General features: G+C 33.1%; 18 protein-coding genes and 1 pseudogene. 14 read left to right on the top strand and 5 right to left on the bottom strand.

Annotation, left to right across the window (positions count from 1 at the left end):
• The first annotated feature begins 556 nt into the window (after positions 1–556).
• Together GUU89_RS14665 and GUU89_RS14660 are read left to right on the top strand one after the other, a co-directional pair.
• Positions 557–976, top strand: coding sequence for a DUF6943 family protein (locus GUU89_RS14665; RefSeq protein ID WP_162128032.1), 420 nt, complete (start codon positions 557–559; stop codon positions 974–976).
• A gap of 19 nt (positions 977–995) precedes the next feature.
• A complete protein-coding gene (locus GUU89_RS14660; RefSeq protein ID WP_162128031.1) occupies positions 996–1,178 on the top strand; it encodes a hypothetical protein in 183 nt (60 codons plus the stop codon).
• A 68-nt stretch (positions 1,179–1,246) separates the two neighbouring features.
• Here GUU89_RS14660 and GUU89_RS14850 read toward each other — a convergent pair whose 3' ends face one another.
• From GUU89_RS14850 to GUU89_RS14645, 4 genes are read right to left on the bottom strand one after another with little or no spacing between them, the layout of a single operon-like run.
• Positions 1,247–1,423 (bottom strand): hypothetical protein, encoded by a 177-nt coding sequence (locus tag GUU89_RS14850; RefSeq protein ID WP_202924450.1) that lies wholly within the window; start codon positions 1,421–1,423, stop codon positions 1,247–1,249.
• On the bottom strand, positions 1,410–1,598 hold the full coding sequence (locus tag GUU89_RS14655) for a hypothetical protein (RefSeq protein WP_162128711.1): 189 nt from the start codon (positions 1,596–1,598) through the stop codon (positions 1,410–1,412). The genes GUU89_RS14850 and GUU89_RS14655 overlap by 14 nt, the downstream gene beginning before the upstream one ends.
• Positions 1,599–1,656: 58 nt before the next feature.
• Positions 1,657–2,052, bottom strand: coding sequence for a DUF5675 family protein (locus tag GUU89_RS14650; protein ID WP_162128029.1), 396 nt, complete (start codon positions 2,050–2,052; stop codon positions 1,657–1,659).
• Positions 2,052–2,813, bottom strand: a complete 762-nt coding sequence (locus tag GUU89_RS14645; protein ID WP_162128028.1) for a hypothetical protein — start codon at positions 2,811–2,813, stop codon at positions 2,052–2,054. Before GUU89_RS14645 ends, GUU89_RS14650 begins: the two co-directional genes overlap by 1 nt.
• 1,072 nt (positions 2,814–3,885) lie before the next feature.
• Between GUU89_RS14645 and GUU89_RS14640 the strand changes: the two genes are divergently transcribed.
• Both GUU89_RS14640 and GUU89_RS14635 read left to right on the top strand, forming a co-directional pair.
• On the top strand, positions 3,886–5,124 hold the full coding sequence (locus tag GUU89_RS14640; protein ID WP_162128054.1) for a site-specific integrase: 1,239 nt from the start codon (positions 3,886–3,888) through the stop codon (positions 5,122–5,124).
• A 128-nt stretch (positions 5,125–5,252) separates the two neighbouring features.
• A complete protein-coding gene (locus tag GUU89_RS14635; RefSeq protein WP_162128722.1) occupies positions 5,253–7,559 on the top strand; it encodes an AAA family ATPase in 2,307 nt (768 codons plus the stop codon).
• Between the two features lie 22 nt (positions 7,560–7,581).
• On the opposite strand, the gene GUU89_RS14630 is transcribed toward GUU89_RS14635, so the two are convergent.
• On the bottom strand, positions 7,582–8,418 hold the full coding sequence (locus GUU89_RS14630) for an RteC domain-containing protein (protein WP_162128052.1): 837 nt from the start codon (positions 8,416–8,418) through the stop codon (positions 7,582–7,584).
• Positions 8,419–8,743: 325 nt separating this feature from the next.
• On the opposite strand from GUU89_RS14630, the gene GUU89_RS14625 reads away from it, so the two are divergent.
• The 10 genes and pseudogenes from GUU89_RS14625 to GUU89_RS14590 form a co-directional block, all read left to right on the top strand.
• Positions 8,744–9,826, top strand: a complete 1,083-nt coding sequence (locus GUU89_RS14625) for a tetratricopeptide repeat protein (protein WP_162128710.1) — start codon at positions 8,744–8,746, stop codon at positions 9,824–9,826.
• Complete coding sequence (locus GUU89_RS14620) at positions 9,805–10,434, top strand: helix-turn-helix domain-containing protein (RefSeq protein ID WP_162128709.1); 630 nt, start codon at positions 9,805–9,807, stop codon at positions 10,432–10,434. Before GUU89_RS14625 ends, GUU89_RS14620 begins: the two co-directional genes overlap by 22 nt.
• A gap of 105 nt (positions 10,435–10,539) precedes the next feature.
• Positions 10,540–10,773 carry a DNA-binding protein gene (locus tag GUU89_RS14615; protein WP_317163900.1) on the top strand — a complete coding sequence of 78 codons (234 nt, stop codon included), beginning with the start codon at positions 10,540–10,542 and terminating at the stop codon, positions 10,771–10,773.
• 815 nt (positions 10,774–11,588) lie between these two features.
• Positions 11,589–11,894 (top strand): hypothetical protein, encoded by a 306-nt coding sequence (locus GUU89_RS15065; RefSeq protein WP_235922095.1) that lies wholly within the window; start codon positions 11,589–11,591, stop codon positions 11,892–11,894.
• A gap of 1,060 nt (positions 11,895–12,954) precedes the next feature.
• Positions 12,955–13,464, top strand: a complete 510-nt coding sequence (locus GUU89_RS14605; RefSeq protein ID WP_162128708.1) for a hypothetical protein — start codon at positions 12,955–12,957, stop codon at positions 13,462–13,464.
• Between the two features lie 297 nt (positions 13,465–13,761).
• The gene (locus tag GUU89_RS14600; RefSeq protein ID WP_162128707.1) at positions 13,762–14,100 is read left to right on the top strand and encodes a hypothetical protein; all 339 of its coding nucleotides are present in this window, start codon (positions 13,762–13,764) and stop codon (positions 14,098–14,100) included.
• Positions 14,052–14,180, top strand: a pseudogene (locus GUU89_RS15445) (hypothetical protein); the annotation flags it as partial. The gene GUU89_RS14600 and the pseudogene GUU89_RS15445, both read left to right, overlap by 49 nt.
• Positions 14,156–14,470, top strand: coding sequence for an Eco57I restriction-modification methylase domain-containing protein (locus tag GUU89_RS14595; RefSeq protein WP_162128706.1), 315 nt, complete (start codon positions 14,156–14,158; stop codon positions 14,468–14,470). The pseudogene GUU89_RS15445 and the gene GUU89_RS14595, both read left to right, overlap by 25 nt.
• 58 nt (positions 14,471–14,528) lie before the next feature.
• A complete protein-coding gene (locus GUU89_RS15440) occupies positions 14,529–14,657 on the top strand; it encodes a hypothetical protein (RefSeq protein WP_394350928.1) in 129 nt (42 codons plus the stop codon).
• Positions 14,620–14,848 (top strand): hypothetical protein (locus tag GUU89_RS14590; protein WP_162128705.1); only part of this gene is annotated, 229 nt, incomplete at its 3' end. The genes GUU89_RS15440 and GUU89_RS14590, both read left to right, overlap by 38 nt.

Here is a 14,848-nt window from a genome sequence, read left to right as displayed (position 1 = left end):
GGTTAGCAAATAAAAAATGATACACTTGCCAGAACACCTGCGGAATAAAATAGGAAGTATTTGCATTGCTTTTATAAGTGCCTTCCTGATTATTTTACAACAAACCTTCTGAACACTGACACCAGTGCACTAAACACTATCTCCGGCACCCATAAAACCAAACCAAAGAAAGAGTATAAAATCCGTTCCGGAATTTTATACCCTTTCCGACGCGACCGCTATTCGAGTGCACCAAGATTATCTAACAATAAGTGGATTTGGAAATCAAAATAAAAAAAAATAAAAAAGAGAGCAAAGATAAGTTCCGGGTATTCAAAAAAGCAAGTTCAAGCCCTTCGGGTTTTGAAAAAAATCTCCACCCATACCATTCCATAAAACATTTTTTTTAGCTCGATGCCTAGCGTTCTGTAGAACTTATCGGGTAGTATTTTTTTCAAAAAACTTGCTTTTTTTGAAACCCTCCACTTGGACGACCGGCTTTCTTTTTTTCTCTTTTTTCTTTTGAAAAATTTTGTGTGCGAAGCATAGCGGAGCACTAGACTTTAAAGCCGAAGCCATGACGAATTTCATCATCAAATCCCACCGTATAGGCACTTGTTATGCAAGTCCTCATATTTTTATTCTTAACAAAGGGCTGAACAGCGGTAAGCCTAATAAAGAGGCATATACAAACAGTTTTGCAATAATCTTCCAAAATGAAGAGGATTGTGAAAACTTCTATTTTGTTGCTTTCAGTCTATGGCAAACAAGATTTTGGCATAAATATCTAACCGGTTCAGTAATTCCGTTTTTAAGGCTACAGGATTTTAAAAAAGAATTCAATCCAAGAGCCAAAGCAATGATAGAAGAACACGAGCAACATGTTAAGCATGTAGCAGCTTTAAAGCTTCTGGAACAAAAAGAAAAGCAATTCCAAGAAAATATAAACCTTATTAATGAAATGCGAAGAGTAATTCTTTACCGCTATTGCAAATAATCAACTAAAAGCAAATACTATGACACTTTTCATCCTTTACCAAACGGATATTTGGAAATCGAAAGCCTCACGCGTTTTCTTTGGCGTTTTTGACTGTCGAAAAAAAGCAACAGACTGCGCAAAATATCATGGACTTGTTACCAATACTTCTGCAGTAGTAGTCGAAGAAGTAATTCTGAACTTGTGTGAGGAATGCCAATAAAAAAAGCCTGGTCTAAGGACTAGGCTTTCATCTTGTTTAACCCAAAGGTCACCACAACTAAGGTTAAACTATTCTTTGTGCTTCTTTAAAATTCTCTTTAGTACTAACGACACTATAAAACTGACTACAGCGCCTAATCCGGCCAAAACAACTGTTTTAAGAACATCCGCAGAGTGTATATTTGGCACTATGCTTAAAAATGTTCCTCCGGCAGTACCAATCAGAGTTGAATTATTTGTTGTCATTCTGAACATCTTGAGGATGGTCCTCTTTTGTGGTCAGCTGACTCACTGCAGAGAGAACTCCACCGGCTACTGCTACATAACCACCAACAGTAACTACTGCCACTGGTAAGGATATTGGTGCAGTTAAAATCGTACCGCCAACCGCTGCCAACACTAATCCAATATTTCGAAGCACTTTAAAAAATTTCGGTGTGGGTGATTTTGCTCTTTAATTACATTCATATCAAATGGAATTAAGATTTAACAATTAACTCGACACTTTCCTTTCGTTTTAAAGATTTATAAACCATGTCCTTTAAACTTTTAAAAGCTTTTCGAGACATTAACCCTAAACCTGGTCCGGAAAGTTTCGTTACAGGAGCAATACAGCCATTCAATTCCTTTTGTGCATTATTCGCAGGATGAAACAAAATCAAGCTTCTATTTTCAACACCTAAGATTTCCAAATGCCAACCAAATTTGCCACTGTACCGCTTTTTAATAAAATATTTCCCCTCCGGAATACAGGAAACTCTCCTCACATTTTTCTTCCAAGGCAATTCAATTGTATTACAAATCTTCTTGCCCTCACATTCGAGTTTCCCATTGGTTCCTTCGGGGAAATAAGTTCTGGTCAATTCAAGAACCATTACACACCGCTATCAACTTTCACGATAGAAAGCGGATTGAATGCACCATTTTTCAATGGATACATTTGCCCGTTGATTTCCTGATAGAATTCAACACCCAAAGCCAAAAACAATGGCTTAGTGCTTGCAGCTGTTACAGCGTTGGTTTGGCTGATAACTGCTGTTGCAGTGGCATCCCATGGCAAAATTGCTGTTTCAGAAGTTGCAACCACATACGTTTCAGCTTCAAAATCCACTTCGGCACCGGCAGAAATGATTTTAAAATGAGTGGTTCCACTCGGTGCTGCAAGCATATTTGATGGTACAAATGATGCTAAATCAACTGTGATTTCACCTGATACGCGGTCAATAGCTCCAACAAATGGAGCATACAAACTAGTACCCAGTTTACCTCTGATATTGAATTCAAAACCGAACAGTAGTTCAGCTTCTCCATCAATTACATTTCGTAATCCTCTGTCGCTAACCGTGTCAGCTTGGATTACTTTTACCATGGCTTGCGTCAATCGGCTTACCATTCTGCCATCGGCAGAATTTAGCAACAATGGGCGCAGCGCTGTTCTCAAAAGTTTACCGGCTTTTCCGGCTCTCCCGAACTCCGAACCATTCTCTCTGGTTCGCTGAAAAGCAGGATCGCTGTCGATTCTGCTTTTCTCAATTCCGCCTTTTTCACGAACTAAATGTCCATCTGCGGAAGTCTTGTAAAAGGTCATACCTCCGATAGTACCTTTTAACTTAATTATGCCTGTCTGTCTAGCCATAATTTCTACATTTTACGATTAATACTCCTTTTCATTTTCACTCCTCATTTCGATTATCGTTGCAACATAATTTCGACTGATTCAAGAACAAAATTTAGACAAACGCAGCACATATAAAAGCTTACCCCATACCAGAAATACCAATGCGACAAAATTGTCAGCATTCGACAAAATTGTCACCTAATACAAGCAATAAAAGCCAGTAATTTGCCTTTGTCGAAGCAATTACAATTTTTATTAACTTTAGTCAGTTCTTAGAAATGATTACTAGCACTTTGAAGACAGTCAAAGCCTAGTTAAAGGTATGGTTAGAGTATGAAAGCGATGAAAAGGCGTATATGCATCACCACAAACGACGTAGAGCTCGTTACAGGTCAAAGCTACCGCCAAAGTCTTAGATTATTGCATGAGATAGCAAAGAGCCATAATAAAGCCCTAAAGTTTGTCACAATTGAAGAATTCTGTAATCATACAGGATTGAATATTGAACAAGTTGAAAAAGCGATATTTGGATGATTATGCAAATGCTGAAAGTGGAGAAATATTAGTCTCCCGACTCTTTAACCACTTTAAAAACCACTTCATTTTTTAGTGTAGTTTTGCCCGAAATGTTTTGAATTTCAATAGGGATTTTGTAAATTTACAATTCACAAATTAATGCAATCTACTAGGATTAATTAATAGGGGATAAATTCGGTTACCCGGATTATATTAAATTTACAAAGCTACTGTTTACACCATATTGAGAGGTAAGTTACAAACCCTCTTTCTCCGCTAGCTTAACAGCAAATTTAATTAAAACCCTTTAATCCGTAGGATATAAAGGGTTTTTTCTTTTCAATATCCTTCAAATTATTCATTAATGCGTGAACCTTAGGGGATAAATTCGGATACCCAAACTTTGCGGTAATTCTGGGTAACCGAATTTCTCCTCAGGCTAGAATGCATGAGGGATTACAGAGTTTTTATTGAACCTGTTAAGGAGCCTATTCAATAACCTACTTAAAAAATGAACATCTTGTGTTGTAGCCATTTTAGAATTAAATTAATTAATAACTAAAAGGTCACCACCATGAAAGCAAAAGTTTCAATTCTCTTTTACGCTAAGAGAGCAAAAACCAATGTAAACGGGCTTGTTCCAATTTATTCAAGAATTACAGTAAATGGTAAACGAATCGAACTTACTACCGGAAGATTCGTAGAATTAGCTAAATGGTCTGCAGATGCAGGCAAAATGAAGGGCACTACAGATGAAGCCCGTTCAATTAATAATCAGCTCGATATTCTGAAAATGAAGATTATCGATGCTCAAATGGAATTGGTTCATAAAAACATTCCGGTTACTTCGGAATCCTTAAAATTGAAACTACTTGGCAGCAATGAAAGAGCAAGAATGCTTGTACCAATATTTCAGGACCATAACAACAAGATTAAAGAACTAATCGGCAAAGAATATGCTGCCGGCACATTAGAACGTTATGCAACATCCTTAAAGCACACAATTGAGTTTCTGGAATGGAAATATAAAGTTTCTGATGTTGATATCAAACAAATTGATCATGCATTTATTACCGATTATGAATTTTATCTCAGAAGTGTTCGAAACTGCAGCAACAATACAGCTGTCAAATACATTAAAAACTTCAATAAGATAATCAAGATTTGTCTGGCCAATGATTGGTTAGATAAGAACCCTTTCAACAACTACAAATCCAAAATTAAAGAAGTCGAAAGAAATTTTCTTTCAGAGACTGAAATACAATCGATTTTGAACAAGGATTTTAAAACGGATAGACTAGCATTGGTTAGAGATATTTTTCTATTCAGCTGCTTTACCGGCTTGGCATACATCGATGTTAAGAACCTTACTAAATCCCATATCAGCATTGGCATTGATGGCGAGAAATGGATTTACACCCATCGCCAAAAAACCGAATCGGCTTCTAAAATCCCAATACTTCCAATTACTCAAATGATTATTGATAAATATGAGAACCATCCGCAAAGCAATAACCAGGAAGTACTTTTGCCTATTTTGAGTAATCAAAAAATGAATGCCTATTTAAAAGAAATAGCAGCTATTTGTGAAATTGAAAAAGAACTGACTTTTCATATAGCTAGACATACTTTTGCTACAACTGTAACACTAACAAATGGTGTTCCAATAGAGAGCGTCAGTAAAATGCTTGGGCACAAAAACATAAAAACAACTCAGCATTATGCTAAGATTTTGGATAAAAAAGTAAGTGATGATATGGCAATTTTAAAAGAGAAATTTGCACTGAAAAGCATTAATATTAAGCATGCATAAATAATAAGATTTAATGGGGTAAAATGAATTATACTTTTTTAATTTTGAGTTTTTAGTATTTAAGTTAAAATACATTCACTAAATTCATTTAACCTAAACCATCAAATGGGACCTATCGATATTATTGGATTAAAAATTTTAGAATATTTGATGATGAAATTGGCTTTTTAGAAGAGTTGTCACCAATTAATTTATTAACTGGAGCCAATAATTCGGGTAAAAGTTCTTTGATAAAATCTCTTCAAATGCTGAAAAACAGTATTAAAGAAAACCAATATCCGTTTGATTTGGATTTAAATCAACAAGAACATTTATTAGGGGATTTTGAGAATGTTTTATTTAATAAAGAATCTAAAGATGTTGAGATTTCACTTCCATTTACGTTTATGGGTATTAAAAGCTTATATATTTCATTGTCATTTACAATTCCAAACTCCAAGAGTACCTACAAAGCAAAATTGCGAGGAGTTAAAGTTATTGATCAAGTAGACAATGTTGCTATATTTTCATTTTTATATAGGGATGCAACAGAGGGCGAAAAACTGACTTATAATCAAGAGTTTAATGCTGAACTTCAAGAGTTTAATGAAAAGAAAAAAAGTAATTCCGAAAAACAAGAAGACATATTTTCTCATTCCGCCTTTTGGTTTCCACCATTTGAAAACCCACTTACGGGTTACATTGAATGGAGCATAAAACTCGATAAGCTAAAAATTTACCTAAGCGATTTACTTAAATTCTACAAATTATATTTAGAAAATAAAAGCAAATGGGTCGCTTTAGAAAAAATGGATGATCGTGTTAAAGAACTATTTTTTATCCCTTCACTTCTAATAAAATCATTTAAGAATGATATCGATATAATTACCTGGACTGATTTTGTTGAAAATAAAATTGGGACAGAAAATGAAATTACAGGTAAAGAGAATGTGGGAGAGCGTGATTTTGATGCAGAAGACTATTTCTTTCCACCATATGAAATTGAAGATATTCTCTATAGCAGAGTACTAAAAATATTGCGAAATAATCTCATCTGGAAAAATGATGAAGATGATGATACTACTTATTCAGTCATTGAAAATTGTTTTAAAAATAGTTGGAAGGGATTAATACAGAGAATCTCGACTATAGAGTACATATCTAATATTAAAGAAGAAAATTCAAGGATTTATAATGCGGCAGCAAACACTCCCTTTATTAATCTTCTAAAAGATTATAATTCGTTTGGATATATCCACTCTAATTTTATAGACAAGTATCTAAAAGCTTTTGAAATTGGGAAACAAATTGAAGTCGATTACAGACCAAAATATCAATTGATTTCTGTATCAATAACAACTTTAGAAGGTTCTAAACGTGAATTAGTTGACTTCGGCTACGGTATTAAGCAGCTCATATTGATTTTAATTCAAATAAGTGTACTCTCCGAAAAAAATAAGAGAACCGAACACGACCATGATGAAGATGGTGAGTTTATGCGTGATTACTATCTTCCAAGCCTCCTTCTTGTCGAGGAACCTGAAACAAATCTGCATCCAAAATGGCAGTCGTTACTTGCTGAAATGTTTTCAGAAGCAAATAAAAAATTCAACATTCAATTTATTATCGAAACTCATAGTGAATATCTGATAAGAAAATTTCAAACTTTAGTCGCACAAAAAGCGATAGATTCAAAAAGTATAAAAATATTTTATTTACGAAGTTTGAAAAAAGTCACTGCGGAAAAAAAGCAAATAGAAGGTTTCTACATACAGGAAGATGGAAGCATCGACTACAATATTTTTGATGATGGTTTTTTTGATGTAAATGATAAATTAGAATTGAGTTTATTGAATATTCAGAGAGATAAATTTTTAAATGATTTCTTCACCTTAAAAGAGAGTAAAGAAGAAGGTGAGATTAAAATAGTAGAACTACAAAGTAAGATTGATGATTATATTAATAAATTAGATGTTAGTGTATATAATCAAATAATAACTCAACGCTTCGATCCATTAAAAATAACTTCTATAAGTGTAGAATATCTTGTCTCAGGACAATTCTTACTTCATAACATTGATAATACCGGTGATTTCTCTCCTGTGATACTTCAGTATGGACGAACGATAGAAAATGAAATAAAAGAAATATTTCATACAATTAGTACTGCCAAAAAATGGATGCTTGGTGAGATGCAGGGATCATTAGAAAAAAAAATACTTGGAACAACAACTTTGCCGACTTGTAGTAATGCTCAACTTACAAACTTAATGGTAGCATTAACAAACACATTTAGCAATCCAGTAAACCTAAGAATTGATTTGCTTGAGTATCTACGCACTGAACGAAATTCAGCCGGACATTCTGGGCTAACAAAAACTAAACAAGAAGCTTTAGATTACATACAAAAAGCAAGCGAGTTCTTAGATAGATGGATAATTGAAAAGACAACATAGAACCTTAATAAAGCTACTTTTTTTATTCATCCACTTCATCCATCCGGCGCACCAATGTATCACGAAGTGAGTTTAAAAACTTAGTTCTATCAGCCTTTCGCGCTCTCATTTCAAAAAAGGTTCTGTGAAACTGTCCCAAATCAACATCAAATACCTCTTCGAAGAATTTTGCCGTTTCTTTCAAGTCACTGGCTCCATTATTAAAAACACCTTCTGCATGCAGCGCATATACTAACTCTATCAGAGCAATTTTTGTCCCGGTCCATTTCTGCACTTGCCTTTCTGTTAGATTAAACAATGGTGCCTTGTTTTCTATTTTGGCAATTTCAATTTCCAAATAACTTTGTATTAAATCATTCGCCATTATCTTGGCCACTTTAAAATCATGCGAAGTTGAGAACCGGCTGTCAGCTTGAAAATAAAAGCTATCCAGAGTTAACTTGATATCATACCTACCCCGTACAAAGTATTTATTATCAAGGTAAGTGTTTCCGTTACGGTAGTATTTAAAAAACTCTACATTTTCAGTGTAGAAGCTTTTTAGTTTTGCTAATTCACCGGTGTAGTATTTTCTCAGTGTCTTATTTCCGCCAAAAGGTTTATTAGTCATGATATTATAAATCTCGTTATAATAAATCAACTTGCTTACAAACTGTGGCTTAATGTCCCTGAAAAAGTAAATTTCATCTTTCTTACTTTCAAACTTATACTTTACAAAATTGGTTTTTAAAGTTTCAAGTACACTTATAGTTTTCCGGATTGAATCCTCAACATGCTCGATAGTTTCTTTTTTGGCCAATTCTATTTCTTTTAATTGGGTTTCTAAATCTTCTAGTAATCTTAGAGCAGTTTCCTTCATCCTGGTATTGTCATTAATAGCGGTTAATAATTTAATCCAATTTGTTCAAACCAAATCTAAAATCAGAACTTCTGATTTCCAACTCTATGCTACAACCATTCAACAATGTTAAATGATAAACAACGAAAGGATTAATTAATCATTCACTACAAAAACGTACACAAATCACTGTTGTTAAATCTATTACGCTTGAAATCTAAACATTTAACATTGTAGGGTTATTTTTCTATTTGACACTCGTCTTTAATTTGCTATTTTTCTAATCTCAATAAACAATGCTTAATATTCACTCATTTTAATCAGCTACTAACCTACATAACTAAAAATGAAAATCTTACAAATTACAGTTGCAGTAGTATTCTTTTTAACTAGTAAATGTTTTGCCCAAAAAAATCAATTCATTATCCCGGATTCACTTAAAAGTAAAAATATTGAGTATTTAAAAGAGCGCCTTTCAAATGATAGTGATTCTCAGAAATTGGACTCAATTTATGGTCATTCGATATTGTCAAAAGCTAAAGCCGGTAATAATCCGGAAAAAGTGATTGAAGCATACAAAACTGTAATGTATAAATCTGGTAAGAAAACATGGTTAAATTACTGTGACAGTATAATGTCAGTAGCTTTAAAATCAAGTAATAACGAACTAATTGGTTCAGCCTATTTAACAAAGGGCATTGTTTACTATCATTTCAAACAGGAATCAAAAGCTTTGGATAATTACATCCTTGCGGACCAATTCATTTCTAAAACTCACAATCAATATTTGATTCACAAAACCAAATATTCTATTGCCTCAATAAAATATTATCTCGGTTTCTACGATGAATCTATTTCTCTATTAAAAGAATGCGAAGAATATTTTAGGGTTCATGAACCTGGTAATCCAAGGTTACTTTCACTCCATTTACTTAGTTTATGTTATATAAAAACAAAACAATACAACTTGGCTGCAGCTACAATTGACTTAGGGTACCGTGAAGCCATTAACCTTGACGAACTAACTATTATCCCATATTTTACTAATGCCGAGGGAAGAAACGAATTTTTCAAGAAAAACTATAAAAATGCAATCTCCAAATTAAATAAATCATTACCTCATTTCATTCAAAGTAATGATATAGCAAATACCTCAACTACAAACTTGTATTTAGGTCGAAGTTATTGGGAATTAGGCAATAAAGAAAAAGCTGTGCCATACTTCAAGAAGGTGGATGAAACTTTCAAAAAAGATAAGTTCATGAAAGAAGATTTGATTGAAGCTTATTACCTATTGGCTCAGTATTACGAATCTAAAGGAGATACAACTGAGCAACTTAAATATTTACACGGTCTTTTAGAAGCCGAGACTTTTGTTAGTAAAACTACAGATACCTTTCTAAAAATATGTACAGGGATTATGACCTGAAAAAAATTGCTGATGCTACCGCAGAACTAAAACAGAATCTCTCACTACGAAACAAGTTGGATATAATTTTTGGAATTATATTTCTTTTGGTGACTGCTACATTTACTTATATATTTTGCAAACAATACCAACGCCGAAAAATTAGAAAACAGCGATTTAAAAACTTAATCTCTCAAAAAATAAAGAAAGTAAAACCCCTTGAAATCAAAGAAAAAATCATTGATGGTGAACAAATTATCAAACCCGAAATAGTTGCAGCTGTGTCCAAAAAATTAGAAAAGTTTGAAGAAAGTAATCTGTATCTCGACAAAGATTTTAATCTCAGTAAAATGGCGGCAATTGTGGATTGTAATACACGTTATACATCAAGGATAATATCTGAAACCCGCAATAAAAAGTACATTGAATATGTTGATGATTTAAGAATTGAGTTTATCATCGACAAGTTAAAAAATGATTCTAAATACAGAAACTATACTATCAAAGCATTAACTGAGGAAGCCGGTTTCAAATCACCTCAAAAATTTAAAGAAGCCTTTACCAAAGCTACCGAATTAACACCTTTGTATTTTATCAAGGAATTAAAAAGGCAGGATTACAAACAGTAAATTGTGACCTTTTCAAAAAAATAATCCTGAACTTCAATTCAACTTCTGTAATAAAGTAAGTCAATAGCAACAATTTTGTGCCATAACAATTTAAAATCGCACATTATGGCTATCGAAGTTATTACCAGAGAAGATCTTAATGAATTCAGAGTATTATTACTCAAAGAATTAAAAGATTTATTACAGCTTAATCAGCAGCAAACCAAACAATGGTTAAAATCAACCGAGGTTAGAAAACTACTCAACATTTCTCCCGGAACTCTACAAACCTTGCGTATTAATAAACCCTCTCCTATACCAAAATTGGAGAACTATATACTATGCCTATCAAGACATTGAAAAGGTATTAGAGCTTAACAAGGTCAACTCAGAGCAAAATTTGTTTAATGCCAAGTAATTCGGTTATGAATTACATCAAACACTTAACCGGATTCTTTGACAAAGTGGCCAAAGACAAATGCTCAATCCTACTCATGTCAGTTTGTATATAGCATTATTTCAATTTTGGAATATCAACAGTTCCGCATCCAATAAGCATTTCGAGAGACGAAATTATGCGCATCAGCAAAATCAGTTCCATGGCTACCTACCATAAATGCCTAAAAATTTACATGCTCTAGCTATATAAAATACGAGCCATCATTTAATCCATATAAAGGCAGCCACGTTTACTTATTCAATTTTGCAGAAGACCTAAACCGCACCAAAAAAAAGATAAAACAACCTCAAATTTTGAACATGTTGATGAACAAGTAGTAAACAAGCTTTGTACAAGTGATGAAACAAGTATTGAACAGGTTAATGAAATAGCATAGTACCTTCTATAAACTATACAAACAATACAAACAGTAAAGACGATTTAAACATTGAAAACTTGGGTGAGCTCGCAAAAAAAATGAAAGTATCGTTCCGTTTTTAAAAATGAGTTTGTAGAAGAAAAAGAAAAAAGTTCCGCCAAAAAAGAAAAAGATATCATTCCTCTTTATGAAGAAGTTCTAGCTTTTTTCTCAGAACATAGTTTTCCGGAACTGGAAGCAAATAAGTTTTACAACTATTTCAAAAGTAACGGTTGGTGGTTGGCGGTAAGACACCTATGGCTGACTGGCAAGCTGCAGCAAAGAACTGGATGTTAAACGTACCTAAATTCATAAACCATGGAAGAACAGACAGCGCAAAACAATTCAACACCTCAACGGGAAAGACTATTCAGAGCCATTATAGTTACGAGGAATAATAGCATGGCTCGAAGTAAAGGTCGTGAATTGTATTGGCCAGGATTTAAGATATATGAAATTGACTACCCGGTAGTGTATAAACTTATTGCTTATTTCCTTCGGGATGAACAAGCCTGTAATCAATTCGGCGTGAATTTGAGTAAGGGAATATTACTTTCTGGTCCGGTTGGCTGTGGAAAAACCGCACTAATGAATCTTATGAAATTCATCACCAAACAGACATAAATTTTTTGTAAAGCCTTGCGCGATGTAAGCTTTGAATTTATCCAGGACGGATATCAGATTATCCACAATACAGTAATGGTAGATTATACCACAGTGACCCTAAAATAATATGCTTTGATGATTTAGGTATTGAAACAACCTGAAATATTTGGCAATGAATGTAATGTGATGGCAGAAATTATTTTAAGTCGATACGACATTTTTATTAGTAAAAAGATTCCAACACACATCACATCCAATTTGTCAGCATCAGAAATCGAAATGCATTACGGCCTAAGAGTAGAAGCGATTACGCGAACTGGTAATTTAATCTCCTATGACAAAACACTTAGACAAACGAAAATAAACCAATTATGAAAACAATAACTATTCTGGAATGGATTCAATACAACGAAAGCACCCTGAGAAATTTAAGAAATGAAAAACCAAAAGTCCAAAGATGTTTCTCTTTTGGCTTGACAAACATTTACATTATTACTGTACAGATTTAGAATGTATCCTTATGTTCCCAGCTAATATAGTGAACCAATTCAATTAGTAATTTCGGAGTGGAAACCCGGAGTTTTTTGAACAAGTCGTAACATTAGTTGATGCAGCACCTAAACTCAAAAACTGGCAGTTTACAGCATTTATACAACCTACACAATCCATAGATGAAATGGAGCCGGTCTGGACAAACCTTATGTTTTTAAAGACATTAACTTAAAGCAAGTGAACTTAAATTTATGCCTTTCGAATATGAAGACGAAAGAAAAATAGATATGATTGTCTACTTAAAAACTTTACTGTGCTATGCCACAATCAGAATTTATTGCATGTAGTTTATATAATTATGCAAGACATTTTGGGTGAAAAATCATTCTATGAAATATTAACTTTGTAGAACTGGCTCAATTGCCGGAACAAGATGCAACGGAATTTATTTATCTATATGATCTGCAATTTTATTTAGACACGATTAATACTGATAAAAATAAAACATTTTGATTTTTTAAATATATACTTGAAAACGGAAACATCATACATTTACTTTTCACTAAATTTGCCGTAATACAAAACTATGGATACTAAAATTTTGGACTATACCGCTCTGAATGGGCTTGTTTTTTGTAATCAAGTAAATGCTGCAAAAAATAATGCTGAAATTTTGTATATCAATGAAGCCAAAAAATTAGGAATTGACGCAATATTATTTAGAAGGTATTACGATACTGCTAGTGATGTACCAGTTCGCTCTGAGCCAGCAGTATGTATATTTTACAAAGATGAAAGTTTCTTTAATACTCCTGCCCACATAAAATTGCATGCTGCCTTATGGAGTGCAGGGAGAAACGAAATCTACATTATCCAATCATCTACACGAACAGATATTATCAATGCTCGGAAACCTGCGATGGTTCAAAATGGGCATTTAAGTCTAGAAAATTTATTGCTTGCCTCTACTTCAACAATTGAGGGTATTAATGAAGAACGTTTTTCAGCATATTTATTTGGTAATGGTACTTTTTGGGAACAGCCTTATTTTACTGAGAGTATAGATGAAAAAAATAGTCCATACATATTCTACTAGATTATTTAATGACAGTTAGAAAGGAATTTACGAGTTCTCAGGAGCTCAATCTTTACCTGAGACTATTGATAAACTGTTAGTTACTTCAATATTAATAAAATTTCTTGAAGATATTACTGATGATAAGGGCAAGCATACCTTAAGAAATCTATATAAAAAACATAAAATACAAACATTCGCTGAGGTAGTTGAAAATGGATTACTTGTTTCGATATTAAATGATTTATCCAATGAATTCAATGGAAAAAATTTGATAAGTTTTCTGAACTTGAAAAAAATCAGATTGCAAATGCTAATTTGAATCTTTTAGCAAATTTTCTTCGAGCAAATATTAATCTGAAAACCAATCAACTTTTTATTTGGGAACAATACAGTTTTAAACATCTACCGGCAGAGGTAATTAGTGCCATTTATGAAAATTTTATTCAAGCTGAGTCCGTAAGAAATACAGGAGGCAAAGAGAAAGGCGTCGTATATACACCAATTCATTTAGTTAACCTACTAATTGATGAAGTAATGCCACTTGATAAACCCGAACTTTTAAGGATAATTCTTTTAGAGTTTTTGATCCGTCATGCGGATCTGGTGTTTTTCTTGTTGCAGCTTTCAAAAGACTTTTACAATGGTGGGCAATAAATAATAGTACTAGAGATAATATTCAATATCCAGACAGTAAAATTTCTCAGAAATATTGGAAGACAATATTTTTGGTGTAGACTTAAAAAAAACTGCCACACTTGTTAGTGTATTCAGTCTAACAACTGCTTTATTAGATAAATTAACTCCTCAAGAAATATGGAATAACCTTGAATTAAAAGATTTAAGTCAAAAAAATATTCAAAATAAAGATTTCTTCGATTGGTGTAATGATGCGGTTAAACAATCAATGAGATTTAATCTTGTCATTGGTAATCCACCATTTAACCCAATAAAAGGCATAAGCAAAAAAGTGCGGTTTCAAACGAAAATTAGAACTTTTAAAGATAAAACCAAATCTTATTCCTGATAATAATTTTGCTTTGAAGTTTTTTGAGGGTGGTTTATTTTTTGCTGATAAAATTTGCATGATCATCCCATCAAATGTATTGCTTTATAGTAAAAACTCTCAAAAATATAGAACAAGACTTTTTACAGACTTTACAGTTAATAAAATTTATGATTTTACTCATTTTGAGGCGAGATTTATTTCATAAAACAGCAGACACTCCGGTTATTGCTATTATCGCTCAAAATATTGTATCTACACATCAGGACATTGAGCACGTAGTAGTCAACGAATGGTTTCATCGGAAAAGAAAATCAGGTTTGAAATTGATTACTACGATTTCCATAAAGTACCTTGGAGTTGGGCAATTGATTGAAAATAAAAAGTTTATTTGGAAAA

The sequence above is a fragment of the Flavobacterium phycosphaerae genome (genome assembly GCF_010119235.1).
Classification (GTDB): Bacteria; Bacteroidota; Bacteroidia; order Flavobacteriales; family Flavobacteriaceae; genus Flavobacterium; species Flavobacterium phycosphaerae.
Note: the sequence above shows the minus strand (reverse complement) of the source record. Positions and strands in the feature narration are given on the sequence as shown.

What these genes read in the sequence shown, in the direction of transcription:
- GUU89_RS14665 (WP_162128032.1), top strand. Translation starts at nt 557, where the DNA reads ATGACGAATTTCATCATCAAATCCCACCGTATAGGCACTTGTTATGCA.
- GUU89_RS14660 (WP_162128031.1), top strand. Translation starts at nt 996, where the DNA reads ATGACACTTTTCATCCTTTACCAAACGGATATTTGGAAATCGAAAGCC.
- GUU89_RS14850 (WP_202924450.1), bottom strand. Translation starts at nt 1,423, where the DNA reads ATGACAACAAATAATTCAACTCTGATTGGTACTGCCGGAGGAACATTT.
- GUU89_RS14650 (WP_162128029.1), bottom strand. Translation starts at nt 2,052, where the DNA reads ATGGTTCTTGAATTGACCAGAACTTATTTCCCCGAAGGAACCAATGGG.
- GUU89_RS14645 (WP_162128028.1), bottom strand. Translation starts at nt 2,813, where the DNA reads ATGGCTAGACAGACAGGCATAATTAAGTTAAAAGGTACTATCGGAGGT.
- GUU89_RS14640 (WP_162128054.1), top strand. Translation starts at nt 3,886, where the DNA reads ATGAAAGCAAAAGTTTCAATTCTCTTTTACGCTAAGAGAGCAAAAACC.
- GUU89_RS14630 (WP_162128052.1), bottom strand. Translation starts at nt 8,418, where the DNA reads ATGAAGGAAACTGCTCTAAGATTACTAGAAGATTTAGAAACCCAATTA.
- GUU89_RS14625 (WP_162128710.1), top strand. Translation starts at nt 8,744, where the DNA reads ATGAAAATCTTACAAATTACAGTTGCAGTAGTATTCTTTTTAACTAGT.
- GUU89_RS14620 (WP_162128709.1), top strand. Translation starts at nt 9,805, where the DNA reads ATGTACAGGGATTATGACCTGAAAAAAATTGCTGATGCTACCGCAGAA.
- GUU89_RS14615 (WP_317163900.1), top strand. Translation starts at nt 10,540, where the DNA reads ATGGCTATCGAAGTTATTACCAGAGAAGATCTTAATGAATTCAGAGTA.
- GUU89_RS15065 (WP_235922095.1), top strand. Translation starts at nt 11,589, where the DNA reads ATGGAAGAACAGACAGCGCAAAACAATTCAACACCTCAACGGGAAAGA.
- GUU89_RS14605 (WP_162128708.1), top strand. Translation starts at nt 12,955, where the DNA reads ATGGATACTAAAATTTTGGACTATACCGCTCTGAATGGGCTTGTTTTT.
- GUU89_RS15440 (WP_394350928.1), top strand. Translation starts at nt 14,529, where the DNA reads ATGATCATCCCATCAAATGTATTGCTTTATAGTAAAAACTCTCAAAAA.